Annotated in this window: 28 protein-coding genes; 15 read left to right on the plus strand and 13 right to left on the minus strand. The window is 61.2% G+C overall.

Going from position 1 to position 26812, the window contains the following annotated elements; genetic code table 11:
- The first annotated feature begins 3 nt into the window (after positions 1–3).
- The 13 genes from QRN10_RS01365 (at position 4) to pdeM (ending at position 14244) form a co-directional block, all read left to right on the plus strand.
- A complete protein-coding gene (locus QRN10_RS01365; protein ID WP_253510982.1) occupies positions 4–474 on the plus strand; it encodes a YchJ family protein in 471 nt (156 codons plus the stop codon).
- Between the two features lie 17 nt (positions 475–491).
- Positions 492–974 carry an LEA/WHy family protein gene (locus tag QRN10_RS01370; RefSeq protein ID WP_181079348.1) on the plus strand — a complete coding sequence of 161 codons (483 nt, stop codon included), beginning with the start codon at positions 492–494 and terminating at the stop codon, positions 972–974.
- Positions 971–1177 (plus strand): SEC-C metal-binding domain-containing protein, encoded by a 207-nt coding sequence (locus QRN10_RS01375; protein WP_181079345.1) that lies wholly within the window; start codon positions 971–973, stop codon positions 1175–1177. The genes QRN10_RS01370 and QRN10_RS01375 overlap by 4 nt, the downstream gene beginning before the upstream one ends.
- A gap of 163 nt (positions 1178–1340) precedes the next feature.
- Positions 1341–3782: a penicillin acylase family protein gene (locus QRN10_RS01380; protein WP_285427731.1), complete on the plus strand. Its 2442-nt coding sequence runs from the start codon at positions 1341–1343 to the stop codon at positions 3780–3782.
- Positions 3783–4040: 258 nt separating this feature from the next.
- Positions 4041–5045 (plus strand): ligase-associated DNA damage response exonuclease, encoded by a 1005-nt coding sequence (locus tag QRN10_RS01385; protein ID WP_253510975.1) that lies wholly within the window; start codon positions 4041–4043, stop codon positions 5043–5045.
- On the plus strand, positions 5042–6676 hold the full coding sequence (locus QRN10_RS01390; protein ID WP_253510971.1) for an ATP-dependent DNA ligase: 1635 nt from the start codon (positions 5042–5044) through the stop codon (positions 6674–6676). The genes QRN10_RS01385 and QRN10_RS01390 overlap by 4 nt, the downstream gene beginning before the upstream one ends.
- Before the next feature lie 201 nt (positions 6677–6877).
- Positions 6878–7657, plus strand: a complete 780-nt coding sequence (locus QRN10_RS01395; protein ID WP_181079334.1) for a transporter substrate-binding domain-containing protein — start codon at positions 6878–6880, stop codon at positions 7655–7657.
- Positions 7658–7714: 57 nt separating this feature from the next.
- Positions 7715–8443 carry an ABC transporter permease gene (locus tag QRN10_RS01400; RefSeq protein WP_181079331.1) on the plus strand — a complete coding sequence of 243 codons (729 nt, stop codon included), beginning with the start codon at positions 7715–7717 and terminating at the stop codon, positions 8441–8443.
- Entirely contained in the window at positions 8440–9150 is a 711-nt protein-coding gene (locus QRN10_RS01405; RefSeq protein WP_181079329.1) for an ABC transporter permease, read from the plus strand. The genes QRN10_RS01400 and QRN10_RS01405 overlap by 4 nt, the downstream gene beginning before the upstream one ends.
- Before the next feature lie 9 nt (positions 9151–9159).
- Positions 9160–10278, plus strand: a complete 1119-nt coding sequence (locus QRN10_RS01410; protein WP_181079326.1) for a succinylglutamate desuccinylase/aspartoacylase family protein — start codon at positions 9160–9162, stop codon at positions 10276–10278.
- Between the two features lie 13 nt (positions 10279–10291).
- Positions 10292–11056 (plus strand): ABC transporter ATP-binding protein, encoded by a 765-nt coding sequence (locus QRN10_RS01415; RefSeq protein ID WP_285427732.1) that lies wholly within the window; start codon positions 10292–10294, stop codon positions 11054–11056.
- Positions 11057–11113: 57 nt separating this feature from the next.
- Entirely contained in the window at positions 11114–13594 is a 2481-nt protein-coding gene (locus QRN10_RS01420; RefSeq protein ID WP_285427733.1) for a ligase-associated DNA damage response DEXH box helicase, read from the plus strand.
- On the plus strand, positions 13594–14244 hold the full coding sequence (gene pdeM / locus QRN10_RS01425) for a ligase-associated DNA damage response endonuclease PdeM (RefSeq protein ID WP_253510959.1): 651 nt from the start codon (positions 13594–13596) through the stop codon (positions 14242–14244). Before QRN10_RS01420 ends, pdeM begins: the two co-directional genes overlap by 1 nt.
- A 21-nt stretch (positions 14245–14265) precedes the next feature.
- Here pdeM and QRN10_RS01430 read toward each other — a convergent pair whose 3' ends face one another.
- Together QRN10_RS01430 and dcd are read right to left on the minus strand one after the other, a co-directional pair.
- Positions 14266–14463, minus strand: a complete 198-nt coding sequence (locus QRN10_RS01430) for a hypothetical protein (RefSeq protein ID WP_010212420.1) — start codon at positions 14461–14463, stop codon at positions 14266–14268.
- A gap of 107 nt (positions 14464–14570) precedes the next feature.
- Entirely contained in the window at positions 14571–15137 is a 567-nt protein-coding gene (dcd, locus tag QRN10_RS01435; protein ID WP_034096266.1) for a dCTP deaminase, read from the minus strand.
- A gap of 389 nt (positions 15138–15526) precedes the next feature.
- On the opposite strand from dcd, the gene QRN10_RS01440 reads away from it, so the two are divergent.
- Positions 15527–15736, plus strand: coding sequence for a cold-shock protein (locus QRN10_RS01440; protein WP_002554837.1), 210 nt, complete (start codon positions 15527–15529; stop codon positions 15734–15736).
- A 206-nt stretch (positions 15737–15942) separates the two neighbouring features.
- Here QRN10_RS01440 and rpoS read toward each other — a convergent pair whose 3' ends face one another.
- From rpoS to QRN10_RS01480, 8 genes are all read right to left on the minus strand, one after another.
- Positions 15943–16947 carry an RNA polymerase sigma factor RpoS gene (gene rpoS / locus QRN10_RS01445; protein ID WP_181079314.1) on the minus strand — a complete coding sequence of 335 codons (1005 nt, stop codon included), beginning with the start codon at positions 16945–16947 and terminating at the stop codon, positions 15943–15945.
- Positions 16948–17051: 104 nt separating this feature from the next.
- Entirely contained in the window at positions 17052–17888 is an 837-nt protein-coding gene (locus tag QRN10_RS01450) for a peptidoglycan DD-metalloendopeptidase family protein (RefSeq protein WP_181079312.1), read from the minus strand.
- Positions 17889–18095: 207 nt separating this feature from the next.
- Positions 18096–18731 carry a protein-L-isoaspartate(D-aspartate) O-methyltransferase gene (locus QRN10_RS01455; RefSeq protein WP_181079416.1) on the minus strand — a complete coding sequence of 212 codons (636 nt, stop codon included), beginning with the start codon at positions 18729–18731 and terminating at the stop codon, positions 18096–18098.
- A gap of 41 nt (positions 18732–18772) precedes the next feature.
- Positions 18773–19522 (minus strand): 5'/3'-nucleotidase SurE, encoded by a 750-nt coding sequence (gene surE, locus QRN10_RS01460; protein ID WP_181079309.1) that lies wholly within the window; start codon positions 19520–19522, stop codon positions 18773–18775.
- Positions 19510–20568, minus strand: coding sequence for a tRNA pseudouridine(13) synthase TruD (gene truD, locus QRN10_RS01465; protein ID WP_285427734.1), 1059 nt, complete (start codon positions 20566–20568; stop codon positions 19510–19512). The genes surE and truD overlap by 13 nt, the downstream gene beginning before the upstream one ends.
- Positions 20565–21038, minus strand: a complete 474-nt coding sequence (gene ispF / locus QRN10_RS01470; RefSeq protein ID WP_285427735.1) for a 2-C-methyl-D-erythritol 2,4-cyclodiphosphate synthase — start codon at positions 21036–21038, stop codon at positions 20565–20567. The genes truD and ispF overlap by 4 nt, the downstream gene beginning before the upstream one ends.
- A 54-nt stretch (positions 21039–21092) precedes the next feature.
- On the minus strand, positions 21093–21938 hold the full coding sequence (gene fghA / locus QRN10_RS01475) for an S-formylglutathione hydrolase (RefSeq protein WP_285427736.1): 846 nt from the start codon (positions 21936–21938) through the stop codon (positions 21093–21095).
- A 90-nt stretch (positions 21939–22028) separates the two neighbouring features.
- Positions 22029–23141 carry an S-(hydroxymethyl)glutathione dehydrogenase/class III alcohol dehydrogenase gene (locus QRN10_RS01480; RefSeq protein WP_285427737.1) on the minus strand — a complete coding sequence of 371 codons (1113 nt, stop codon included), beginning with the start codon at positions 23139–23141 and terminating at the stop codon, positions 22029–22031.
- A gap of 109 nt (positions 23142–23250) precedes the next feature.
- On the opposite strand from QRN10_RS01480, the gene QRN10_RS01485 reads away from it, so the two are divergent.
- Positions 23251–24147 carry a LysR substrate-binding domain-containing protein gene (locus tag QRN10_RS01485; protein ID WP_285427738.1) on the plus strand — a complete coding sequence of 299 codons (897 nt, stop codon included), beginning with the start codon at positions 23251–23253 and terminating at the stop codon, positions 24145–24147.
- A gap of 130 nt (positions 24148–24277) precedes the next feature.
- Here the strand turns inward: QRN10_RS01485 and ispD are convergent, their stop codons facing one another.
- The 3 genes from ispD to eno form a co-directional block, all read right to left on the minus strand.
- Positions 24278–24985 carry a 2-C-methyl-D-erythritol 4-phosphate cytidylyltransferase gene (gene ispD, locus QRN10_RS01490; RefSeq protein WP_253510942.1) on the minus strand — a complete coding sequence of 236 codons (708 nt, stop codon included), beginning with the start codon at positions 24983–24985 and terminating at the stop codon, positions 24278–24280.
- On the minus strand, positions 24982–25260 hold the full coding sequence (ftsB, locus tag QRN10_RS01495; RefSeq protein WP_003172294.1) for a cell division protein FtsB: 279 nt from the start codon (positions 25258–25260) through the stop codon (positions 24982–24984). The genes ispD and ftsB overlap by 4 nt, the downstream gene beginning before the upstream one ends.
- A 171-nt stretch (positions 25261–25431) precedes the next feature.
- Complete coding sequence (gene eno / locus QRN10_RS01500; RefSeq protein WP_181079292.1) at positions 25432–26721, minus strand: phosphopyruvate hydratase; 1290 nt, start codon at positions 26719–26721, stop codon at positions 25432–25434.
- Between the last annotated feature and the right edge of the window lie 91 nt (positions 26722–26812).

Raw genomic sequence — 26812 nt, forward strand, 5'->3', positions numbered from 1 at the left:
CCGATGAGTACATCCATTTGCCCCTGCGGCAGTGGCAACCTGCTGGATGCCTGCTGCGGCCATTATCACGCCGGCCACCCGGCGCCCTGTGCCACCGCGTTGATGCGCTCGCGCTACAGCGCGTACGTATTGGGCCTGGTGGATTATCTGGTGGCCACCACCCTGCCCGCGCAACAGGCCGGCCTGGACCGCGACGCCATCGCCGCGTGGAGCGCCCAAAGCACTTGGCTTGGCCTTGAGGTGGAAAGTTCGGAGGTGTTCGGCGGCCAGCCGGAACACGCGTTCGTGACCTTCACCGCACGCTGGCATGACAGCACCGGCGAACATAGCCACCGCGAACAGTCCTCTTTCGTACAGAATGACGGGCGCTGGTACTTCATTGACCCTACAGTGCAAGTCAAGGCCAGTCGCAACGATGCCTGCGTATGCGGCAGCGGGCAGAAATTCAAGAAGTGTTGTTCCAGCTACCTCTAACCCCCAGGAATCGCGCCATGCTTCGGATATACAGCTTGATGCTGGCGTTAACCCTCGGCCTGAGCGGCTGCGCGTCGTGGTTCGAAGACGACACGCCACCGCCTCACGTGTCGCTGGTGAAGGTCGAGGTGGTGCGCGCCAAATTGCTGGAGCAGAAATTCAAGCTGTACTTTCGTGTAGACAACCGCGACGACGCCGACCTGACCGTGCGCGGCTTGGTCTACAAGGTAAGCCTGGGCGATTTCGTGCTGACCGAAGGCGAGTCCAATGAATGGCTGACTGTGGCGCCGCACGGCCACGCCGTTTTCAAGGTCACGGTGCGCACCAACCTGTGGCCGCAGATACGTGATGTGGTGCAGATGCTGAAAAAACCCGACAAGCCCGTGCCTTACCGTCTGGAAGGCGAGCTGAAAACCGGATTATTCATCGGTTATGACGTGCAGGTCGCGCACAATGGGCAGATAATCCCCGGCGATTTTATTCCGGAGCGACATCGATGACTCAACAACCCCATGTCCATGGTCCTGACTGCAACCACGATCACGATCACGTTCACCATGATCATGACCACGGCCATGTCCACGGCCCGAACTGCGGTCATGCTCACCAGGAGCCGGTGCGCAATGCGCTGAAGGACGTTGGTCGCAACGATCCTTGCCCATGCGGCAGCGAGAAAAAATTCAAGAAGTGCCACGGCGCCTGATCGCGACCGCTGACATTCACTTGACCCTCGTGGGAGGATTCCAACCGCCTCCCACACTGTTTTGCCCAAGGCTTACGCAATTACACAACTCCTGCTTGCGTCGTTTCACCGCGCTCACTAACGTAGCGCCTTTACTGACGCTACCCCCCGCAGGAGCTTTGCCATGGCCTCGCCAGCCCTTTCACATTTTCTTCCCCGGTTCGGCGTTGCCGCGGCAGTGGCCAGTGCATTGAGCCTGGCCGGTTGCCAACTCCAAAGCACCCAGGACACCCTGCCGCCGGTGGCCGGCGTACAGCCGCTCAAGGGCCTGGCCCAGAATGTGTCGGTGCGCCGCAATGCCCAGGGCATGCCGCTGATCGAAAGCAACACCTTCCACGATGCGCTGTTCAGCCTTGGGTACGTGCACGCCAGCGACCGCATCCAGCAGATGGTCACCCTGCGCCTGCTGGCCCAGGGCCGTCTGGCGGAAATGTCGGGGCCTGAGGTGCTGGACGTGGACCGCTTTATGCGAGCGGTCAACCTGAAAAAAAGTGCCGGCGAGCTGTATAACGCCTCGTCGCCGCGCCTCAAGCGGTTCTTCGAAGTGTACGCCCGCGGTGTCAATGCCTATTTGTTCCGCTACCGCGACAAGCTGCCGCCGGATCTGGCCCAGACCGGCTACACGCCCGAGTACTGGAAACCGGAAGATTCCGCACTGCTGTTCTGCCTGCTCAATTTCAGCGAGTCGGCCAACCTGCAGGAGGAATTGGCGTCCCTGGTGCTGGCGCAGAAAGTTGGCGTCGACAAGCTCGCCTGGCTTACACCAAGCGCGCCGGATGAGCCGATCCCACTGGCCGAAGCCGACAAACTCAAAGGCATCAATCTGGGCCAGATCACCGGCCTGGTGGGACTCGACGCGGTCAGTCAGCAGTTGAGCAGCCTCAACGCGCTGGCGGTCACCACGTCAAGCAACTGGGCCATCGGTCCGCAGCGCAGCCGCGCCGGCAAGAGCCTGCTGGCCAGCGATTTCGCAGCCCAGCCACAGGCACCGTCGCCGTGGAGCTACGTGCAGATCCGCGCCCCGAAATACCAGGCCGTGGGTGCCTCGATTGCCGGGCTGCCCACACTGCTGTCCGGGTTCAACGGCAAAGTGGCGTGGAGCATGAGCGCGGTCAAGGGCGACACCCAGGACCTGTTCCTGGAAAAGGTCAAACGCCAGGGCTCCGCCCTGTATTACGAAAACAACGGCAAATGGCTGCCGGCCGGCGTGCGTAACGAAACCTTCTTTATCAAGGGCCAACGCTCGATCCGCGAAGTCGTCTACGAAACCCGCCACGGTGCTCTGCTCAACAGCAGCCAGGCCTTGACCAGCGGTTTGGGCCTGGCCCTGCAAAGCGCCGACTTCAAAGATGATAAGAGCCTGGACGCGTTCTTCGACCTGTCCCGCGCGCAAAATGCCGGTAAAGCCTCGGACGCCACCCGGGAAATCCGCGCGATCGCCCTGAACATGATCTTCGCCGACGCCAGCAATATCGGCTGGCAGGTCACCGGTCGCTTTCCCAACCGCCGTGAAGGTGAAGGCCTGTTGCCGTCGCCGGGCTGGGAGGGTCGCTTTGACTGGGACGGTTACGCCGATGCGATGCTGCACCCCTATGATCAGGACCCGCCCCAGGGCTGGATCGGCACCGCCAACCAGCGCACCGCGCCACGCGGCTATGGCATGCAGCTATCCAACTCCTGGGATGCGCCGGAGCGCAGCGAACGCCTGGCGCAACTGGCCAATGCCGGCAAACACGACAGCCGCAGCGTGATCGCCATGCAATACGACCAGACCACGGCCTTCGCCGCCAAGCTCAAGAGCATGTTCCAGGCGCCGGGCATGGCCCAGCCATTGAAGCAGGCGATGGATGGGTTGCCGGCCGCCGAGCAGGCCAAGGCACGGGAAGCGCTGAAGCGCTTGATGGCATTCGATGGTCGCCTGGTATCGACGTCCTCGGACGCAGCGCTCTACGAACTGTTCCTGCAGGAGAGCACCCGACAGATCTTTCTCGACGAACTCGGCCCGGAAAACAGCGCCAGCTGGAAAGCCTTCGTGAGCAACGCCGGCCTCTCCTACGCCGCCCAGGCCGACCACCTGCTGGGCCGTGAAGACAGCCCGTTCTGGGACGACGTGCGCACCGCACAGAAGGAAGACAAGCCGACGATCCTCGCACGCAGCCTGGCGGCTGCCATTACCGCTGGCGACAGCCAACTGGGTACGGACCACAAGGCGTGGCAGTGGGGCAAGTTGCACAGCACCACCTGGAAAAACGCGCAAGGCCAAGTGATCCGTGGGCCGCTGGCCAGTGGCGGCGACCATAACACCTTGAACTCGGCGCCTTACAGTTGGGGCCAGGATTTCAACACTACCCAGGTGCCGGCATTGCGCATGATCGTCGACTTCGGCCAGGCGGAACCGATGATGGGCCAGGGTGGCATCGGCCAATCCGGTAACCCGGCCAGTCCGAACTATGCCAATGGCATCGACCCGTCGCTCAAGGCGCAATACCTGAGCTTCCCGATGCAGCCGCAGAACTTCGACAAGGTGTACGGCAAGACCCGCCTGACCCTGACCCCAGGCAAGTAAACGCTGGAAAATGCAGGAGGGGCTTGTTGTGGTGAACCGGCTCACCACAGAGTCAGGTGTCTGCCTTTAGATTGATGCAGATGCCTATGCCCCTCCCACCTTTTCAGCCAGTGTCGAACGTCTATTGAAGTACGATCAGCCGGTTTCGCCGTTGATCATCGGTAGCCTGCTGGAACAACCAGGATCCACATGCATTCAGATAGAACTTCTGCGCTCGCCCCTGCCTCATAAGTAACAAGCCCCTCTTGCGGTCATCCCATGGACCTTGTCATCGCCCGCCCCGAAGGCCTCTATTGCCCCGCCGGGGATTTCTACATTGACCCCTGGCGCCCGGTGGAACGCTCCGTAATCACCCACGCCCATGGCGACCATGCCCGCACCGGCAACACCCACTACCTCGCAGCCGCGCCCGGCGAAGGTATCCTGCGCTCGCGACTGGGGCAGGACATCAACCTGCAGACCTTGCCCTACGGCGAACGTCTGGTGCACCACGGGGTAACCTTGAGTTTCCATCCGGCGGGGCATGTACTCGGTTCGGCCCAGGTGCGCCTCGAATATCAGGGCGAAGTCTGGGTAGCGTCCGGCGACTATAAAGTCGAGCCCGATGGCACCTGCGCGCCCTTCGAGCCGGTGCAGTGCCACACGTTTATTACCGAATCCACCTTCGGCCTGCCGATCTACCGCTGGCAGCCGCAGGCGCAGATCTTTGCGGGAATCAACGAGTGGTGGCGTGGGAATATCGCCAACGGCAAAGCCAGCGTGTTGTTCTGTTATTCCTTCGGCAAAGCCCAGCGCATCCTGCATGGCATCGACGCCAGCATCGGCCCGATCCTCTGCCACGGCGCGGTCGAGCCGTTGAACCGGGTGTATCGCGATGCCGGCATCTATATCCCCGAAACCCTGTACGCCGGCGATTTCAAGAAAAACGACCCGCTGCTGCGCCAGGCGCTGATCATCGCGCCGCCCTCCACCGGCGGCGGCACATGGATACGCCGCTTCGGCGATTACAGCGATGCCTTCGCCAGCGGTTGGATGCGCCTGCGCGGCACCCGACGGCGGCGCGGAGTGGATCGCGGTTTTGTCCTGTCGGACCACGCAGACTGGCCGGGCCTGTTGTGGGCCATCGAGCAAACCGGCGCCGAGCGGGTGATGGTGACCCACGGCTCCGTCGGCGTCCTGGTTCGCCATCTGCGTGAAAAAGGCTTGGATGCACAGGGCTTCACCACCGAATACGGGGACGACGAAGAAGAGGTCTCGGCATGAAGGCCTTCGCCGAGCTGTACGCCAACCTCGACGCCACTACCTCCAGCAACGCCAAGCTTGCCGCTTTGCAAACCTACTTCCGCCAGGCCCCGCCGGCCGACGCCGCGTGGGCGGTGTATTTCCTCTCCGGTGGGCGGCCACGGCAACTGGTGCCGACCCGCCTGCTGCGTGACATGGCCACCGAGGCGTCGGGCATCGAGCCGTGGCTGTTCGAAGAAAGCTACCAATCGGTGGGCGACCTGGCCGAGACAGTTTCCCTGCTGCTGCCGGAGTCGCCCTACACCTCAGAGGACGGCCTGGCCGTGTGGCTGGAGGAAAAACTGCTGCCCTTACGTGGCCTGCCGCCGGCGGAGCTGGCCGAACGCTTGCCGGCGCTGTGGGCGCAACTGGATCAACCGAGCCTGATGGTGTGTATCAAGCTGATCACCGGCAGCTTCCGTGTGGGGGTGTCCAAACTGCTGGTCACCCGCGCCCTCGCGGCGATGGCCGGGTTGGACAGCAAGCGCGTGGCACAAAGGCTGGTGGGCTACACCGATCTGTCCAATCGCCCTACGCCGCAAGGGTATCTGAAGCTGATCGCCGCCGAATCGTCGGACGAACACGCTCAACGTGGCGGGCAGCCGTATCCGTTTTTTCTGGCCCATGGCCTGGCGCAACCGGTGGAGCAATTCGACACCTTGCTTGGTTCACCCAGCGACTGGCAGGTGGAGTGGAAGTGGGACGGCATTCGCGCGCAAGTGGTCAAGCGCGAGGGCCGCCTGTGGGTCTGGTCCCGAGGCGAGGAGCTGGTGACGGAGCGTTTTCCTGAACTGCACAGCCTGGTGAGCGGCCTGCCCGACGGCACGGTGATCGACGGCGAGATCGTGGTGTGGAAGGACGCAGTGCAACCTTTTGCCCTGCTGCAACAGCGGATCGGTCGCAAGACCCTGAGCAAAAAAGTCCTGGAAGACGCGCCAGTGGCAGTGCTCGCCTATGACCTGCTGGAACACCAGGGTCACGATTGGCGCAACCATCCCCAGGCCGAGCGCCGGGCACAGTTGGAACAGGTGATCGCCCAGTGCAACCAACCCGTGCTGCTGCCTTCGCCGCTGCTGACGGGCGCGACCTGGCAGGATCTGGCGCAGCAGCGCGAGGATTCGCGAAGGCTGGGGGTGGAAGGCATGATGCTCAAGGCACGCGACGGCCTTTACGGCGTGGGCCGCACCAAGGACATGGGCGTGTGGTGGAAATGGAAGGTCGACCCGTTCAGCGTCGACGCGGTGCTGATCTACGCCCAGCGCGGCCACGGGCGGCGCGCCAGCCTTTACAGCGACTACACCTTTGCGGTGTGGGATGGCCCGCCGGGCAGCGAACGCACGCTGGTGCCGTTCGCCAAGGCCTACTCCGGGCTGACCGACGAGGAAATGCGCAAGGTCGATGCCATCGTGCGCAAGACCACCGTGGAAAAATTCGGCCCGGTCAGCAGCGTGACGCCGAGCATGGTGTTCGAGTTGGGGTTTGAGGGCATCGCTCTGTCCAAGCGCCATAAAAGCGGGATTGCGGTACGGTTCCCGCGAATGTTGCGCTGGCGCCAGGATAAAAGTGTGGAAGACGCCGACAACCTCGCGACCTTGCAGGACCTGTTGGCCTGAGACAAATCCCCCAAATGGTGCATTGAAAAATCGGTGCCCATTTTTGGGCATCTCCTACACTCTCGACGCTACCTTCCTACCTTTTAAAACGCTCATTCGGAACTATGGTGCAGAAATTGCTACTTAGGATCCGTCTGACACCGTTCAGTAACAGTCCTAATCGCGCCACAAGCGCTTATCTTGGTTTCAAGGGATTACATAATGAAAAAAGCATTGCTGACCCTTTCTGCACTGGCTCTGTGCATGGCCGCCGGTACCGCGCTGGCCAAGGAATACAAGGAATTGCGTTTTGGTGTCGACCCGTCCTACGCCCCGTTCGAATCCAAGGCGGCCGACGGCAGCCTGGTGGGCTTCGATATCGACTTGGGCAATGCCATCTGCGCCGAGCTGAAGGTCAAGTGCAAGTGGGTCGAAAGCGATTTCGACGGCATGATTCCGGGTCTCAAGGCCAACAAATTCGACGGCGTGATTTCGTCCATGACCGTCACCGATGCCCGCATGAAGGCCATCGACTTCTCTAACGAGCTGTTCTCCGGCCCGACCTCGCTGGTGTTCAAGAAAGGCGCGGGCTACTCCACGCCGGAGTCGCTCAAGGGCAAAACCGTTGGCTACGAGCAAGGCACCATTCAGGAAGCCTACGCCAAGGCCGTACTGGATAAAGCCGGTGTAACCACCAAGGCCTACGCGAACCAGGATCAGGTTTACGCTGACTTGACCTCCGGCCGCCTCGACGCTTCGGTACAAGACATGCTGCAAGCCGAACTGGGCTTTTTGAAGTCGCCGGCCGGCGCCGGCTATGAAGTCAGCGCGGCCATCGACGACCCTTTGCTGCCGTCCAAAACCGCCGTCGGTATCAAAAAAGGTAACACTGAGTTGAAGGCCCTTTTGGATAAAGGTATCAAAGCGTTACACGATGATGGCACCTACGCCACCATTCAGAAGAAACACTTTGGCGATCTGAACCTGTACAGCGGCAAATAATGCCTGGGCGCCCCTGTTTATTCAGGGGCGCTTTTTTATCGCCATAGGTCCCGATTTATGTTCGAAGAACTGTTGCAAACCCTCGGGCTGAGCGCACTCAGCTTGAAGGGTTTCGGCCCGCTGTTGCTGCAAGGCACCTGGATGACCATCAAATTGTCGGTGCTGTCCCTGGCCGTCAGCGTATTGCTGGGGTTGCTCGGCGCCAGCGCCAAACTGTCCAGCCTGCCCTTTCTGCGTATCCCCGCGCAGCTCTACACCACGCTGATCCGCGGCGTACCCGACCTGGTGCTGATGCTGTTGATTTTCTACAGCCTGCAAACCTGGCTCACTGGTCTGACCGACTTGATGGAATGGGAGTACATCGAGATCGACCCATTCAGCGCCGGGGTAATCACCCTGGGCTTTATCTACGGTGCCTACTTCACCGAGACGTTTCGCGGCGCGATTCTCGCCGTACCCCGTGGCCAACTGGAAGCCGCCACCGCCTACGGGCTCAAGCGCGGCCAGCGGTTTCGCTACGTGACTTTCCCGCAGATGATGCGCTTTGCCCTGCCGGGCATCGGCAATAACTGGATGGTGATGCTCAAGGCCACCGCGCTGGTGTCGATCATCGGCCTGGCGGACTTGGTCAAGGCGGCACAGGATGCCGGCAAAAGCACTTATCAGCTGTTCTACTTCCTGGTACTGGCCGCGTTGATCTACCTGTTGATCACCAGTGCCTCCAACTTTGTCCTGCGCCGTCTTGAACGCCGCTACTCCGCTGGCGCCCGGGAGGCCGTGCGATGATCGAACTCCTGCAGGAATACTGGCGCCCGTTTCTGTATAGCGACGGCCAGCACGTCACCGGCCTGGCCATGACCCTGTGGCTGCTCAGCGCCGCACTGGTCATCGGGTTTCTGGTGTCGATCCCGCTGTCCATTGCCCGCGTCTCGCGCAACCCGCTGGTGCGCTGGCCGGTGCAGTTCTACACCTACCTGTTTCGCGGCACGCCGCTCTATATACAGCTGCTGATCTGCTACACCGGCATCTACAGCATTGCCGCCGTGCGCGCGCAACCGGTGCTGGACGCGTTTTTCCGCGATGCGATGAACTGCACCATCCTGGCCTTTGCCCTCAACACCTGCGCCTACACCACGGAGATCTTCGCCGGCGCGATCCGCAGCATGGCCCACGGCGAGGTCGAAGCCGCCAAGGCCTACGGGCTCAGCGGCTGGAAGCTGTATGCCTACGTGATCATGCCCTCGGCGCTGCGCCGGTCGCTGCCGTACTACAGCAACGAAGTGATCCTGATGCTGCACTCGACCACAGTGGCGTTTACCGCGACGATTCCGGACATCCTCAAGGTGGCTCGGGACGCCAACTCGGCCACCTTTATGACCTTTCAGTCATTCGGTATTGCCGCGCTGATCTACCTGACCGTGACCTTCGCCCTGGTCGGCCTGTTTCGCCTGGCGGAGCGGCGCTGGCTGGCGTTTCTCGGCCCCAGCCACTAAGGAGCGCTCATGCGTCATCGGATTCATCAACTGATCGCGCCGGTGCCCGGCACCGCGCGGCAGATCCACAGTTTTCACTTTGGCCCGGAACACAGCCACGGCAAGGTCTACCTCCAGGCGTCGCTGCACGCCGACGAATTGCCGGGCATGCTGGTGGCCTGGCATTTAAAGGCGCGCCTGGCCGAACTGGCCGCCGCCGGGCGCCTGCGCAGCGAAATCGTGTTGGTGCCGGTTGCCAACCCGGCGGGCCTGGAACAGGTCTTGATGGACACCCCGCTGGGCCGCTATGAACTGGAGAGCGGGCAGAACTTCAATCGGCTGTTCGTCGACCTCAGCGACGAGGTAGGCAATCAGGTCCAAGCGTTGCTCGGCGACGATCCGCAGCACAACGTGCGAGTGATCCGTGCCGCCCTGGTCAGCGCCCTGGCCGGGCAAAGCGCAACGACCCAGTTGCAGTCCCAGCGCCTGGTGCTGCAACGCCTGGCCTGCGACGCCGATCTGGTGCTGGACCTGCACTGCGATTTCGAAGCGGTGGCGCATCTGTACACCACACCTGAAGCCTGGCCCCAGGTCGAAGCGTTGGCGCGCTACCTTGGCTCGGAGGCCAACCTGCTGGCCACGGACTCGGGCGGCCAGTCCTTCGACGAATGCTTCAGCCTGGTGTGGTGGCAGCTGCAGCAGCGCTTCGGCGCGCGGTTTCCGATCCCCTTGGGCAGTTTGTCGGTGACCGTCGAACTGCGCGGCCAGGGCGACGTCAACCATGGCCTGGCGAGCCTCGACAGCCAGGCGATCATCGATTATCTGATCCGCTTCGGCGCCATCGCCGGCGACGCACCGCCCCTGCCCGAGCTGCCCTACCCGGCCACCCCGCTGGCCGGCGTGGAGCCGGTGGCCACGCCGGTGGGCGGCTTGCTGGTGTTTGCCGCCCTACCCGGCGAGTACCTGGAAGCCGGGCAATTGCTCGCTGAAATCATCGACCCCATTACCGACCGCGTAACGCCCGTGCGCTGCCGCACGGCCGGCCTGCTTTACGCCCGTTCGCTGCGCCGCATGGCCACTGCCGGGATGGTCATCGGCCATGTCGCAGGCACCGAAGCCTACCGCAGCGGCTATCTACTTTCGCCTTGAGGATGCACGCCCCATGTACAAATTGACCGTTGAAGGCCTGCATAAAAGCTATGGCGACAATGAGGTGCTCAAAGGTGTTTCGCTCAAGGCCAGGACCGGTGACGTGATCAGCCTGATCGGCGCGAGCGGCTCGGGCAAGAGCACCTTTTTGCGTTGCATCAATTTTCTGGAAACGCCCAACGATGGCGCCATGACCCTCGACGGCCAGCCGATCCGCATGGTCAGCGACCGCCACGGCATGCGCGTGGCCGACGACGCCGAACTGCAACGCTTGCGCACGCGGCTGGCGATGGTGTTCCAGCACTTCAACCTGTGGAGCCACATGAGCGTGCTGGAGAACATCACCATGGCTCCGCGCCGGGTGCTGGGCTGCAGTAAGAAGGACGCCGAAGACCGCGCCCGCCGTTACCTGGACAAGGTCGGCCTGCCGGCTCGCGTGGCCGATCAGTACCCGGCGTTTCTCTCCGGCGGGCAGCAACAGCGCGTCGCCATCGCCCGCGCATTGGCGATGGAGCCGGAGGTGATGCTGTTCGACGAGCCCACCTCGGCCCTCGATCCGGAACTGGTGGGCGAAGTGCTGAAGGTGATCCAGGGCCTGGCGGAGGAAGGCCGCACCATGATCATGGTCACGCACGAAATGAGCTTTGCGCGCAAAGTGTCCAGCCAGGTGCTGTTCCTGCACAAAGGCCTGGTGGAGGAGCAAGGCGCGCCGGAAGACGTGCTGGGTAACCCCAAGAGCGAGCGCCTGCATCAGTTCCTGAGCGGTAATTTGAAGTAAACCTTTGTGATGCCTGGGGGGTCTGTGGAATAAGCCCTCCAGAGCGTCAGCCGCCGCATGGCAAAACCCCACGACTTCGCCAGGCAATGGTTCGCCGCCAAAGGCTGGAAACCGTTCGCCTTCCAAAAAGCCGTGTGGACGGCGGTCAAGGAGGGAAATTCCGGCTTGCTGCATGCCAGCACCGGTGCCGGCAAGACTTACGCGCTGTGGTTTGCCGCGCTCAATCGCTTCGCCATCACGCGCCCGCCGGCCACCGGCAAACGCAAGCCACCGGCCGAGCCGCTGACGGTGTTGTGGATCACGCCGATGCGAGCCCTCGCCGCCGACACCGCGCGCGCCTTGGAAGCGCCGCTGGCGGCGTTGCAAATCCCGTGGAGTGTCGGCCTGCGCACCGGCGACACCAGCAGTGCCGAACGCGCCCGACAAACCCGTCGCCAGCCGACCACACTGGTCACCACCCCGGAAAGCCTGACCCTGATGCTGGCCCGCGCCGACAGCGAAGCCAGCCTGGCCCATGTGCGCATGGTGGTAGTGGATGAATGGCACGAACTGATCGGCAACAAACGCGGGGTGCAGTTGCAACTGGCCCTGGCGCGCTTGCGACGTTGGCAGCCTGAATTGCTGGTGTGGGGGATTTCCGCGACGCTGGGCAATCAATCCCACGCTTTGGAGGTACTGGTCCCACAAGGCGGAGGAATCAATGTGCAGGGGCAAACGGCCAAGGCGCTGCACGTCGATACGCTGTTGCCACCCGTGGCCGAGCGCTTCCCCTGGGCCGGACATATTGGTTTGAAAATGCTGCCGCAGGTGGTGGCCGAGGTGGACACCAGCAGCAGTTGCCTGGTGTTCACCAACACCCGGGCACAGTCGGAAATCTGGTACCAGGCATTGCTCGATGCGCGGCCGGATTGGGCCGGAGTGATAGCCCTTCACCATGGTTCGTTGTCCCGGGAGACGCGCGACTGGGTCGAACGGGCGCTGAAAGACGGGCAACTCAAGGCGGTGGTGTGCACCTCGAGCCTGGACCTGGGGGTGGATTTTCTGCCGGTCGAGCGCGTGCTGCAGATCGGTTCGGCCAAGGGCGTGGCGCGCCTGATGCAGCGCGCCGGGCGCTCCGGCCACGCACCCGGGAGGCCGTCGCGGGTGACGCTGGTGCCGACTCACAGCCTGGAACTGATCGAAGCCGCGGCGGCGCAGGATGCAATTGCCGAGCGACGCATCGAAGCCAGGGAATCTCCTTACAAACCACTGGATGTGCTCGTACAACACTTGGTGAGTATGGCCTTGGGTGGCGGCTTTATGCCCCCATCGTTGCTGGAGGAAGTACGCGGCGCCTGGGCCTATCGCGACCTCACTGACGCCGACTGGGCCTGGGCCCTGGGCTTTGTGCGCCACGGCGGCTTATCACTGACCGCTTACCCGGATTACCGCCGCGTGGAGCCCGACGAGCACGGCATCTGGCGGGTGCCGGATGCACGGTTGGCCAGGCGCCATCGCATGAGCGTGGGCACTATCGTCAGCGATGCGAGCATCCAGCTTAAATTCTGGAGCAAGGGCGGTGGCGGCAAGAACCTGGGCAGTGTGGAAGAAGGCTTTATTGCGCGACTCAAACCGGGGGACGGTTTCCTGTTTGCCGGTCGCTTGTTGGAGCTGGTGCGGGTGGAAAACATGACCGCCTACGTACGCCGCAGTACCGCCAAAAAGGCCGCAGTGCCGCGTTGGAATGGCGGGCGCATGCCCCTTTCCAACGAACTGGCCCAGGCCGTGGTGGAACGCTTCGATGCCGCTGCCCAGGGTCACTTCGACGGCCCGGAGATGCAGGCGGTACAGCCACTCCTGCAGACGCAACTGCGTTGGTCCGGCCTGCCGACCCGCGCGCACTTGCTGGCCGAAGCCCTGAAATCCCGCGAGGGTTGGCACCTGTTCCTTTACCCGTTCGCCGGGCGCCAGGTGCACCTGGGCCTGGCCAGTTTGCTGGCGTGGCGCGTCAGCCAGGGGCAACCCGTCACATTCTCCATCGCGGTCAACGACTATGGCCTGGAATTGCTCAGCGCCACTCCGGTGGATTGGCCCGCGCTGTTGAACGCCCCGCTGCTGAGCCCGGACCGCTTGCTGGAGGACGTCGCCGCCAGCCTGAACGCCGGTGAACTGGCCCTGCGGCGCTTTCGCGAAATCGCGCGCATCGCCGGGCTGGTGTTTGCCGGCTACCCCGGCGCGCCGAAAAGCACCCGGCAAGTGCAGGCCTCCAGCGGCTTGTTCTTTGAAGTGTTCAAGCAGTATGACCCGCACAACCTGTTACTGGCTCAGGCCGGCGAAGAAGTATTGCGCGACGAATTGGACATTCGTCGACTGGAAGCGGCGCTACGGCACCTGTCCACTCTGACACTGGAGCTGCACCTGATTGAACGGCCCACGCCCCTGGCATTTCCGCTGCTGGTTGAGCGCATGCGCGAAAGTATGAGCTCGGAAAAACTCTCGGAGCGCATCGCGCGGATGGTCAAGGATTTGGAAAAAGTCGCGGATAACGGAAAAGCTTGATGTATTGCTCAGTTCAATTGGAAGGCGAAGAGCTATGGCTGCTGGCCCAGAAGGCCATCTACTGGCCCGCGCGCCGGTGCTTGCTGGTCGCCGACGCGCATTTTGGCAAGGCATCGGCCTATCGCAGCCTGGGACAGCCGGTGCCCCAGGGCACCACCACCGACAACCTGGCGCGCCTGGACCGGGTGCTGGAGGCATTCGATTGTGCGCGAGTGGTGTTTCTGGGTGACTTCCTGCACGGCCCAGGCTCCCATGCCAGCGGCACGTTGGGCGCCCTGCGAGCGTGGCGCGAACAGCATCGTGACCTGCCGCTGACGTTGATTCGCGGCAATCACGATAAGCGTGCGGGTGACCCGCCTGGCGACCTCGGGATCGACGTGGTGCCAGAACCGCTGTTGATGGGCCCGTTTGCCTTGCAGCACGAACCCGACGCTCATCCCAGCCACCATGTGCTGGCAGGTCATGTGCATCCGGTATATCGCTTGCGCGGCAAGGGGCGCCAGAGCCTGCGCCTGCCCTGCTTTCAGCTCGGGCCACGGGTCAGCCTGCTACCGGCGTTCGGGGCGTTTACAGGAGGCTATGCGGTCGAGCCGGACGCCGATCACCGAATTCTGGTGATCGGCGATCAGGAGGTATGGCCTGTCAGGTGATGCAGGCCAACCCTAAAGGCTTCAAGCAACGGGCGCGGGTGGCGGCTCGTCCGGCAGGGTAGGCTCACCGGGCTCGGTGGGCTGCGGGTAATCCGGCTCGGGTTGGCCGGGGATGCCGCCCGCATAGGCAGGATCGGCCATCAGAGACCATGCCAGAACGCCAATCTGATTGGGTTCAAGGCGAGCGAGTTCTGCGCTGATTCGGGGGTCGATCTTCATAAGGTACTCCTCAAGCGTGGCTCGACACGTTTTACACGTGCCGAGGCAGTACACCCAATAGAGTCACTTTCTTCAGACTAATTCCCTTTGCGTGTCGGAGCTTTCGATCAAGCGCGCGGCAGCGTGACGCCGAGCTGGCCCTGATACTTGCCGCCACGGTCCTTGTAGGACACTTCACAGGCCTCGTCGGACTGCAGGAACAGCATCTGCGCCACCCCTTCGTTGGCGTAGATTTTCGCCGGCAACGTGGTGGTGTTGGAGAACTCCAGCGTCACGTGGCCTTCCCATTCCGGCTCAAGGGGGGTCACGTTAACGATGATGCCGCAACGGGCGTAGGTGCTTTTGCCGAGGCAGATGGTCAGCACGTCGCGCGGGATACGAAAGAACTCCACGGTGCGCGCCAGCGCGAACGAGTTCGGCGGGATAATGCACACATCGCTCTTGATATCGACGAAGCTTTTTTCATCGAAGTTTTTTGGATCGACGGTTGCCGAATTGATATTGGTGAACACCTTGAATTCATCGGCGCAACGCACGTCGTAGCCGTAGCTGGACACACCGTACGAAATCAGGCGTTCGGCGCCCTCTCCACGCATCTGGCGCTCGACAAAGGGTTCGATCATGCCGTGCTCTTGCGCCATGCGGCGAATCCACTTGTCCGATTTGATGCTCATGGCGGGTGTCCTGAATAGCGAGGTGGAAAAATTCTGTGAGGCATCTTACCGGGGCCGGCGTTGGGGTTCAAAGGGCGTGGGGGTTTTCTTGATGAATGCGCCCTGGACCTGGAGCCGCAGCCAGCGGGGCCGGGAGCCATCGCGTTGCGTGGGGTGTCGGTAAATACCACCGCCAGTCACGAAAATAGAGAAACCTTCGGAAATACCATTGGCACGTTCCGGAAAAAGGGTTAAGGTGGCGCCACTGTGCTGCTTGTGTCACTGAGAATCTCTACACGATATGTTGAATTTCGATCCAACCATCTCCAAGAATTTTTCCTGCTCTTTGCACTCAGTCTCGGCCAGGGCTTTTCCTGAGTCGCAGTTAACTTTGTCCAAGGAGATACACCATGTCTAATCGCCAAACTGGTACCGTTAAGTGGTTCAACGATGAAAAAGGCTTCGGCTTCATCACTCCACAATCCGGTGACGACCTGTTCGTTCACTTCAAAGCTATCCAATCCGACGGCTTCAAAAGCCTGAAAGAAGGCCAACAGGTTTCTTTCATCGCTACCCGCGGTCAGAAAGGCATGCAAGCTGAAGAAGTTCAAGTTATCTAACTTGTACTGACTTAGTCGAAAAGACCCCGCCCTTAAAAGCGGGGTTTTTTTATGCCTGCGATTTGGTATCCAAACCCACTTGATGCCTGAAATAAAAATGTGGAAGGGGGCTAGCCCCGATGGCGGGTCAGCAGTCACATTTGCATTGACTGTCACACCGCTATCGGGGGCAAGCCCCCTCCCACATTCAGGCATTCAAGCAGACGCTATTGAAACAGCGATTCACTCGACAGGCCATTTTTCTCCAGGATCTCACGCAGGCGCTTGAGCCCTTCAACCTGGATCTGCCGCACCCGCTCGCGGGTCAGACCGATCTCCAGGCCTACATCCTCCAAGGTACTGCTCTCATGGCCGCGCAGGCCGAAGCGGCGAATCACCACTTCACGCTGTTTGTCCGTAAGTTCAGACAACCACTGGTCAATGCTTTGGGAAAGATCATCGTCCTGCAACAGCTCACAAGGGTCTGTCGGGCGATCATCCGTGAGGGTGTCCAGCAGGGTTTTATCCGAATCCGGACCCAGCGAGACGTCGACCGAAGACACGCGCTCGTTAAGACCAAGCATGCGCTTGACCTCCGCTACCGGTTTTTCCAGCAGGTTGGCGATTTCTTCGGGTGAGGGTTCATGATCGAGTTTTTGTGTCAGCTCACGCGCCGCCCGCAGGTAGACGTTGAGCTCTTTGACCACATGGATCGGCAACCGGATCGTGCGGGTCTGATTCATGATCGCCCGTTCGATGGTCTGACGAATCCACCAGGTGGCGTAGGTCGAAAAACGGAAGCCGCGTTCAGGATCGAACTTTTCCACTGCTCGAATCAGGCCAAGATTGCCCTCCTCGATCAGGTCCAACAGGGACAGCCCACGATTGACGTAGCGCCGGGCAATTTTCACTACCAGCCGCAGGTTGCTTTCAATCATGCGCTTGCGCCCAGCCGGATCGCCTTTTTGCGACAAGCGCGCAAAATGGACTTCCTCTTCAGGGGTAAGCAGAGGGGAAAAGCCGATTTCATTGAGGTACAGCTGGGTCGCATCAAGCGCCCGGGTGTAATCAATGTATTTGTGTTGCTTTAACGCGGAGGAGTTCTTGGATTTGGTTCGAACTGAAGGTGTAGCAGGTCCCTCATTCGACATCGATTCCATAGCGATGCTGGTCTCCATAAGGAGAACCTCATCGTCGATGTCAAACTCCGGCGCTTCTTTACTGAGAGCCATTGTTATAGTCCTTTGGTGAGTTCGACCTCAAGCTCAAGCGACGCCTTTATCCTTGGCAACGCTGGAGCCTGTTCCTTCTACGCTAGGAACAGGCTGGCAACACATCAACGACGGGGTAGGAATTGCAATGGATCTACAGGCTTCCCTTGACGGCGAATCTCAAAGTGCAGTTTCACCCGGTCCGTACCAGTTGACCCCATTTCGGCAATTGTCTGTCCGACTTTGACCTGCTGTCCCTCCCGAACCAACAGCCTGCGGTTGTGACCGTAAGCACTGACGTAGGTGTCACTGTGTTTGATGATGACGAGTTCGCCGTAACCCCGTAGACCACTCCCGGCGTACACCACTGTCCCATCAGACGCAGCTAAAACAGGCTGTCCCAAATCCCCGGCGATATCAATGCCTTTATTCAAACTACCGTTTGAAGAGAATTTTCCAATCAACACTCCGTTTGAGGGCCATCCCCAACCGGTCGGCGCAGGCCCCGCAGGTGGCAACGGCGCGGGCGCCGGCTTGTTTGCGGGGGTCGGCACCGCCGTGCCTGCAGGCCGCGTAGTGATGGTGGTCTTGCTGGACGACGAGGCCGAAGATCCAGAGGTTGTCACAACTGTCGTAGGCGCAGAACCGCTACGCCCATCGAAGCGAATGGTCTGGCCTGGATGAATCGTATACGGCACGGGAATATTGTTTCTAGCTGCGAGCGCCTTGTAGTCCCAGCCATAACGGAAGGCAATGGAGAACAACGTATCGCCCTTGCGTACCACGTATTGTCCAGTGGTGACGGTAGGTTTTTGCGGTACCGAGCTGTTGCGGTCAACGACTCGTGCGCCACTGCTTGGCGAGCTGGAGCAGCCGACCAACACGGAACTGAAGACGAGGCCAAGCACCAGTCGCTGAAAACTTGTTTTACTCATACGCTGCGCAAGACCTGTGAGACTCACCCGCCGCTCCCTTTGTGGTGGCTGAACATGGACGCCTGTATCAGGCTGGAAAGATGACGCAAGTATAACTGGGCATTGAAGTTTTACCGGCACGCGTGCGAAACGAATCTTTGAGAATGCCGAATGTATCCACCCATCATGCTGACTTCATAGACCCCGCCGTAAGACACATCCGCGCCAGCAGAATTCACTGGCCGCGCAAATAGATCAGGCCAGCGGGCCGTTGAGCAACGGCACAAAGCGCACGGCTCCCAGGATATGCCGGGAAAAGCCTTCATCCTCACGAACGATAAGCATCAGTTGCTGCACTTCGCCGGAGCCGACCGGAATGACCAGGCGCCCACCCGGTGCCAATTGGTCGAGCAGGGCCTGCGGCACGTCGGTGGCCACGGCGGTGACGATAATGCCGTTATACGGCGCCAGCGCCGGCCAGCCTTCCCAGCCGTCCCCCCAACGAAACACCACGTTGCGCAGGTTCAGCTCAACCAGGCGCTCCTTGGCGCGGTCCTGCAACACCTTGATGCGCTCCACCGAAAACACCCGTTCCACCAGCTGCGACAGCACCGCCGTCTGGTAACCGGAACCGGTGCCGATTTCCAGCACCTTGTCCAACGGGCCCGCCGCCAACAGCAGCTCGCTCATGCGCGCCACCATGTACGGCTGGGAAATCGTCTGGTTATGCCCGATGGGCAGCGCGGTGTCTTCATAGGCGCGATGGGCCAGGGCCTCATCGACAAACAGGTGCCGCGGCGTGCGCCGGATCACTTCCAGCACTTGGGCGTTGGACAGTCCCTCTTCGTAGAGACGCTGGATCAGCCGCTCGCGGGTACGCTGGGAGGTCATACCGATGCCGCGACGCAATAGATCGTCTTGTTCACGTGCCATCAGCGCAACCCCTCCAGCCAGCCATCGAGACCACTGAAGGCATCACTGAAGGTGCGATCGAGTTGCAATGGTGTAATCGACACATAACCTTGCATTACCGCGTGAAAATCCGTGCCGGGGCCGCCATCTTCGGCGTCGCCGGCGGCCGCGATCCAATAACCCTCCCTGCCACGCGGGTCCACCACCTTCAACGGCGCCGCCGCGCGGGCGCGGTGGCCCAGGCGCGTGAGCTGGATACCACGAATATGGTCCAACGGCAGGTTGGGAACGTTGACGTTCAGCACCGTGCGCGGCGGCAGGTCCAAGGAAGCGTGGGCCTCCACCATCAGGCGCGCAAAATGGGCGGCGGTCGGCAGGTTGTCGAGCTGGCGTGAGGCGAAGGAGAAGGCGAACGAGGTGCGCCCCAGGAAACGCCCTTCCAGGGCAGCGGCCACGGTGCCGGAATACAGCACGTCATCGCCCAGATTGGCGCCGAGGTTGATGCCCGACACCACCAGATCCGGCTCCTGCTCCAACAGGCTGTTGATCGCCAGGTGTACGCAGTCGGTAGGGGTGCCGTTCACGCTGATAAAGCCATTGGCCAGAACCTGCGGGTGCAGGGGACGGTCGAGCGTCAGCGAACTGCTGGCGCCGCTCCTGTCCTGGTCGGGGGCGACCACTATGCACTCGGCGTAATCCTGCAGCGCGGCATGGAGCGCGGCAAGGCCGGGTGCGGTGGCACCGTCATCGTTTGATATCAGAATACGCATGGGCTGTCCGTCTGCCCCACCGGCACCAGATCAACAAGCTCGCGCACCAAGACAGTGGCGAAGCATCCGGCCGGCAGGACGAATTCCAATTGCAGAATGTCAGGCCGGGGATAATGCCACGTCAACCCGCTAATGGGCAGTCGAAGAATGCGACGTTCCTGGCTCATGCCCGCCTTGACCAGCCAATCGCGCAGGTCGGCCTCACTGGCGGCGACCGCCTGTTCCAGCTCGAAGGTGGCACCCGCGGCAGGTGAATCGCCCTCGCCCCACTGCGGCCCCGTCGGGTGCAGGTCCAGGATCGCCAGGCGCGGATCGCTGCACTCGGCTTCACCGGCCGGAAAAAAACTGCGGCTGTCGGTAAAGGCGAGCAAATCGCCCACCTGGGCGCGCTGCCAGGAGCCGTCGGCGACTCGCGCCGCCAGGACTTTGTTGAACAGGAAACTGCGCGCGGTGGACAGCAGCCGCGAGCGCACATTGCGCTGCTCGGGCAAGGCCTTGCGCGCCGCCCAGTCGCGAGCGTCGACGACGTTGCCACCGTTATGCCCAAAGCGCTGGGCACCGAAATAGTTGGGGATGCCGTGCTTGGCGATCTGCTGCAAGCGGGCGTCGATCGCGGCGGTATCCGCGGCCAATTGAGTCAGACGCAAGGTGAAGCCGTTGGCCGAATGCGCGCCGCGCTGCAGCTTGCGTTTATGGCGCGCGGTTTTGAGGATGGTGAGGCTGTCGTTTTGCGCCGCGCTCATGTCCGGGTCGGCCCTGCCCGGCAATTGCACGCTGAACCACTGTCGGGTCAGCGCCTGGCGATCCTTGAGTCCGGCATAGCTGACAGTGCGCAACGGCACGCCGGCCGCCTTGGCTATCCGCCGCGCCGCCTCTTCGGTGTTCAAGCCGCGCTTTTCCACCCACAGCCACAGGTGCTCGCCCTCGCCGGTCAGCGGGATGTCGAGCACTTCGTCCACTTGGAAGTCTTCGGCCGTGGCTTTCAGTACCGCGCTGCCCAGCGCTTCGCCATAGGCCCGCGGGCCCAGCAGTTGCAGGTCAGTCATGCGCGCAGCAACAAGGCGACGGAGTGCACCGCGATGCCCTCTTCACGACCGGTGAACCCGAGTTTTTCGGTGGTGGTGGCTTTCACGTTGACTTGATCCACTTCAATTTGCAGGTCTGCGGCTATCAGTACACGCATCGATTCGATATGGGGCGCCATTTTCGGTGCCTGGGCGACAATGGTGTTATCGACATTGCCGACCTTCCAGCCTTTGGCATGGATCAGGCCGACCACATGGCGCAGCAGCACGCGGCTGTCGGCGCCCTTGAAAGTGGGGTCGGTGTCTGGGAAGTGCTTGCCGATATCACCCAATGCCGCCGCGCCGAGCAATGCATCGCTCAAGGCATGCAGGACGACATCGCCGTCGGAATGCGCCAGCAATCCGTGGTGGTGCGCAATGCGCACACCGCCCAGGGTAATGAAATCGCCCTCAGCGAAACGGTGCACATCGTAGCCGTGGCCAATACGCATAAAAAAACGCCCCGATTTAATTCAGGGCGTGATTCTACCTACTTTTTTCTCACATTAACCGAGCAAAGCACGTGCGTGATGCCGCAAATGATCTTCGATGAAGCTGGCAATGAAAAAGTAGCTGTGGTCGTAGCCTGGTTGCAGGCGCAGTTCCAGCGGATGGTTGGCCGCCTTCGCGGCCTGGCGCAGCGCTTCAGGCTTGAGCTGCACGGCGAGGAAATCGTCGCGATCGCCTTGATCTACCAGCAATGGAAGTTTGTGCGAGGTTTCGCTGATCAGCACGCAGGCATCCCACTCACGCCATTTGGAACGTTCTTCGCCCAGATAGCGGGAAAAGGCTTTCTGGCCCCATGGGCAGTCCATGGGGTTGCTGATCGGCGAAAAAGCCGACACTGAAAGGTAACGCTCCGGGTTGCGCAACGCACACACCAATGCGCCATGTCCGCCCATGGAGTGGCCGCTGATGCCGCGCTTATCGGACGCCGGGAAGTGTGCCTCCACCAACGCCGGCAATTCCTGCACCACGTAGTCATGCATCCGATAGTGCTTGGCCCAGGGTTCCTGGGTGGCGTTCAGGTAGAAGCCGGCGCCGAGGCCGAAGTCCCAGGCGTTGTCAGGATCACCCGGCACGCCGGGGCCTCGGGGGCTGGTGTCCGGCGCCACGATGATCAACCCCAGTTCCGCCGCCATGCGCTGGGCACCGGCTTTCTGCATGAAGTTCTCATCGGTGCAGGTCAGGCCGGACAGCCAGTACAGCACCGGCAGCTTGCCGCCCTGCTCCGCTTGCGGCGGCAGGTAGACGGCGAAGGTCATGTCGCAACCGAGCACGTGGGAATTGTGTTTGTAGCGTTTGTGCCAGCCGCCAAAACTCTTCTGGCAGGAGATATTTTCCAGGGTCATGGGAGTGCTCCCAGCTGCAAGTGGCAAGCTTCAAACGGCAAGTAAGGCGTACACCCACTTGCTGCTGATAGCTCGCCGCTTGCCGCTGCTTCAAAAGTGAATGACGGTACGAATGCTCTTGCCTTCATGCATAAGGTCAAACGCTTTGTTGATATCTTCCAGGCCCATGGTGTGGGTGATGAAGGTATCCAGGGGGATTTCGCCGGTCTGGGCCATTTCCACGTAGCTTGGCAATTCGCTGCGACCGCGTACGCCGCCAAACGCCGAACCGCGCCAGACGCGACCGGTGACCAGTTGGAACGGACGGGTAGCGATTTCCTGGCCGGCCCCGGCTACGCCGATGATCACCGATTCGCCCCAGCCTTTGTGGCAGCACTCAAGCGCAGCCCGCATCAATTGGACGTTGCCGATGCACTCGAAGGAAAAATCCACGCCGCCATCCGTCAGGTCGACGATCACGTCCTGGATCGGGCGGTCGTAGTCTTTCGGGTTAATGCAGTCGGTTGCACCCAGTTGCTTGGCGATTTCGAACTTGGCCGGGTTAATGTCGATGGCGATGATACGTCCGGCCTTGGCCTTGACCGCCCCGATCACCGCAGACAGGCCAATGCCCCCCAGGCCGAAGATGGCCACGGTGTCGCCTGGCTTGACCTTGGCGGTGTTGAGCACCGCACCGATACCGGTGGTGACGCCGCAACCGAGCAGGCAGACCTTTTCCAACGGTGCTTCTTTAGGAATCTTGGCCACGGAAATTTCCGGGAGCACGGTGTACTCGGAAAACGTCGAGGTGCCCATGTAGTGGAAAATCGGCTGCCCTTTGTAGGAGAAACGCGTAGTGCCATCGGGCATCAAGCCTTTGCCCTGGGTGGCGCGAATGGCCTGGCACAGGTTGGTCTTGCCCGAGCGACAGAATTTGCACTGGCCGCATTCCGGGGTGTACAGCGGGATCACATGGTCACCCACCGCTACTGAAGTCACGCCCTCGCCGATGGCCTCGACCACCGCACCGCCCTCATGGCCAAGGATGGACGGGAAGATGCCTTCCGGATCGGCGCCCGACAGCGTATAGGCGTCGGTATGGCACACGCCGGACGCGACCACGCGCAACAGTACTTCGCCGGCCTTTGGCATGGCGACATCCACTTCTACGATCTCAAGGGGTTTCTTGGCTTCGAAGGCTACGGCGGCGCGGGACTTGATCATCCGGAAATCTCCATCGGGTTGAAAACTGAAGCGATGAGTGTAAAACATGACCGGCTGATTAATAATCCGACCAAAAGCAAAACTTTATTGCTGTACAGGGATAATCGCCATGCAGGACAACCGCTGGGAAGGCATCGATGAGTTCGTCGCGGTCGCCGAATGCAACCAGTTCACCGCCGCCGCCGAACGCCTGGGGGTTTCGTCGTCCCATATCAGCCGGCAAGTTGCGCGCCTGGAAGACCGGCTGCAGACGCGGCTGCTCTACCGAAGCACCCGCAAGGTCACACTGACAGAGGCCGGTCAGACCTTTCTGCAACACTGCCAGCGCCTGCAGGATGGACGCGAAGAAGCCTTGCGCGCGGTGGGCGACCTGACCAGCGAACCCAAGGGCATGTTGCGCATGACCTGTGCCGTGGCTTACGGCGAGCGTTTTATCGTGCCATTGGTGACGCGATTCATGGGGCTTTATCCGCAACTGCGGGTGGATATCGAGCTGAGCAACCGCCAACTGGATCTGGTGCACGAAGGCCTCGATCTGGCGATTCGCCTGGGGCGCCTGCAAGACTCAAGCATGGTCGCCAGCCGCCTCGCGCCTCGGCGAATGTACCTGTGTGCGTCACCGTCCTACCTGGCCCGGTACGGCCGGCCGCATAGCTTGTCGGAATTGAGTCGGCACAATTGCCTGATCGGCAGCTCGGACATCTGGCAACTGGCCCAGGACGGGCGCAAATTTTCCCAACGGGTACAGGGAAACTGGCGCTGCAACAGTGGACAAGCCGTGTTGGATGCGGCGCTGCAAGGGGTCGGGTTGTGCCAACTGCCGGACTATTACGTGCTGGAGCACTTGCACAGCGGCGCGTTGGTGTCGCTGCTGGAGGCGCATCAACCACCGAATACCGCGGTGTGGGCGCTGTATCCGCAGCAACGACATTTGTCGCCAAAGGTCAGGAAGTTGGTGGATTTTTTGAAGGAGGGGTTGGCCGAGCGGCCGGAGTACAGCGGTTGAGTATTGGGTGTCCGGGCGGGCCTCATTGCGGGCAAGCCTAGCTCCCACAGTTGACCGAGTTGCCTGGGGGAGAACGTGATCGAATGTGGGAGCTGGCTTGCCTGCGATGAACTCGACCCGGTGCAACTGACTACCGGCGATTGGCCCAACGCAGCCGCAGCCACTCCAGGTCTTCCGGCCGGGTCACCTTGATATTGTCCGAGCGCCCTTCGATCAAGCGCGGCGCCTGCCCGGACCATTCCATGGCCGAGGCCTCATCGGTGATCAGCGCGTTGGCCACCAGGCTGTCGGCCAACGCGCGGTGCAAGGCTCCGAGGCGGAACATCTGCGGCGTATAGGCTTGCCAGATCAAGCTGCGGTCGACGGTTTCCACCACCCGCCCCTGCTTGTCGACGCGCTTGAGGGTATCGCGAGCCGGCACCGCCAGCAGGCCACCGACCGGATCGTCCGCCAACTCAGCCAGTAACTTATCGAGATCATCACGGCTCAGGTTAGGCCGCGCCGCATCATGCACCAACACCCAATCGTCATCGCTGGCGCCCAGGGCATTGAGGTGCAGCAGTGCATTGAGCACCGAGCCCGAGCGCTGCGAACCACCGTCCGCACGTTGGATACGCGGGTCAGCGGCACATGCCAGGTTGGGCCAATACGGATCATCAACAGCAAGACTGACCACCAGGCCCTTGAGCAGAGGGTGGTCAAGAAAACAGCCCAGGCTGTGTTCAAGAATAGTGCGCCCGCCCAATTGCAAGTACTGCTTGGGACGGTCCGCGGCCATACGGGCACCGACGCCCGCGGCAGGAATCACGGCCCAGAAGGCCGGCAAACGATAGCTCATTGGGCCAACTGGTAGAGGGTTTCACCCTCCTTGACCATGCCCAACTCATGGCGAGCCCGTTCTTCAACGGTCTCCGTGCCCTTTTTCAACTCAAGCACTTCGGCGTCGAGGACGCGGTTGCGCTCCAGCAGGCGTTCGTTTTCGGCGTGCTGGTCGGCAATTTGTTGGGTCAGGTCTTTTACCTGCGCGAAGCTGCCGTTACCTACCCATAGGCGGTACTGCAGGCCAGCCAGCAGCAGGAGCAAGACGAGAAACAACCAATTGGGACTGCGCATCGAATATCGGGTATCCAGTGGAAAAAGACAGCCATGCATCACTTTTGGAGCAACTGATAGCACGAAGCCTGGAAGAACCAGGCTTGTGCTAGATAGTCACCAGATTAACGCCGAAATTCACATTGCCGTGAGTTTTCCGACGCAATCCGCCGACTTTTTACCATGTGACGCTCAGCCGCGAAACTCGCCGCGACCGTTGTACTTGGCTTTGCCGGCCAGTTGCTCTTCGATACGCAGCAATTGGTTGTACTTGGAAACACGGTCGGAACGGCACAGCGAACCGGTCTTGATCTGACCAGCCGAGGTGCCCACGGCCAGGTCGGCAATGGTCGAATCTTCGGTTTCGCCGGAACGGTGCGAGATTACGGCGGTGTAGCCGGCGGCCTTGGCCATCTGGATGGCTTCCAGGGTTTCGGTCAAGGTGCCGATCTGGTTGAACTTGATCAGGATCGAGTTGGCGATCTTTTTATCGATGCCTTCTTTCAGGATCTTGGTGTTGGTCACGAACAGGTCGTCGCCCACCAGTTGGACTTTTTCGCCGATCTTGTCGGTGAGGATTTTCCAGCCGTCCCAGTCGGACTCGTCCAGGCCGTCTTCGATCGAGATGATCGGGTAGCGCTGGGTCAGGCCCTTCAGGTACTCGGCAAAACCTTCGGAGTTGAACACCTGGCCTTCGCCGGACAGGTTGTACTTGCCGTCTTCGTAGAATTCACTGGCCGCGCAGTCCAGCGCCAGGGTCACGTCGGTGCCCAGGGTGTAGCCGGCGTTGGCCACGGCTTCGGAGATAACCTTGAGGGCATCTTCGTTGGAGGCCAGGTTCGGGGCGAAACCACCCTCGTCACCGACCGCGGTGCTCAGGCCACGGGCCTTCAGCACAGCCTTGAGGTGATGGAAAATCTCGGTGCCCATGCGCAGGCCTTCGGAGAAGGTCTTGGCGCCAACCGGCTGCACCATGAATTCCTGGATGTCGACGTTATTATCGGCGTGCTCGCCACCGTTGATGATGTTCATCATCGGCACCGGCATCGAGTAGACACCTGGAGTGCCGTTCAGGTTGGCAATGTGCGCGTACAGCGGCAGGTCCTGATCCTGGGCAGCGGCCTTGGCGGCGGCCAGGGACACGGCGAGGATGGCGTTAGCGCCCAGGCTGCCTTTGTTGTCGGTGCCGTCGAGCTTGATCATCGCGTGATCCAGCGCTTTCTGGTCCAGCGGGTCTTTACCCAGCAGCAGGTCACGGATCGGGCCATTGATGTTGGCTACTGCCTTGAGGACACCCTTGCCCAGGTAACGGCTCTTGTCGCCATCACGCAGTTCCAGCGCTTCGCGCGAACCGGTGGAAGCACCGGACGGCGCGCAGGCGCTGCCGATGATGCCGTTATCGAGAAGCACGTCGGCTTCGACGGTGGGGTTGCCACGGGAGTCGAGAACTTCACGACCTTTGATGTCGACGATTTTTGCCATTGTTGTAAACACTCCAAAGTTGACGAAAACGCTCTATACCGCTCGATTTAACTTGTCGCGCACATTGCAATATTTGGAACAAACTTGCCAG

It is taken from the genome of Pseudomonas sp. lyk4-R2A-8 (assembly GCF_030209095.1).
GTDB classification, from domain to species: Bacteria; Pseudomonadota; Gammaproteobacteria; order Pseudomonadales; family Pseudomonadaceae; genus Aquipseudomonas; species Aquipseudomonas quebecensis.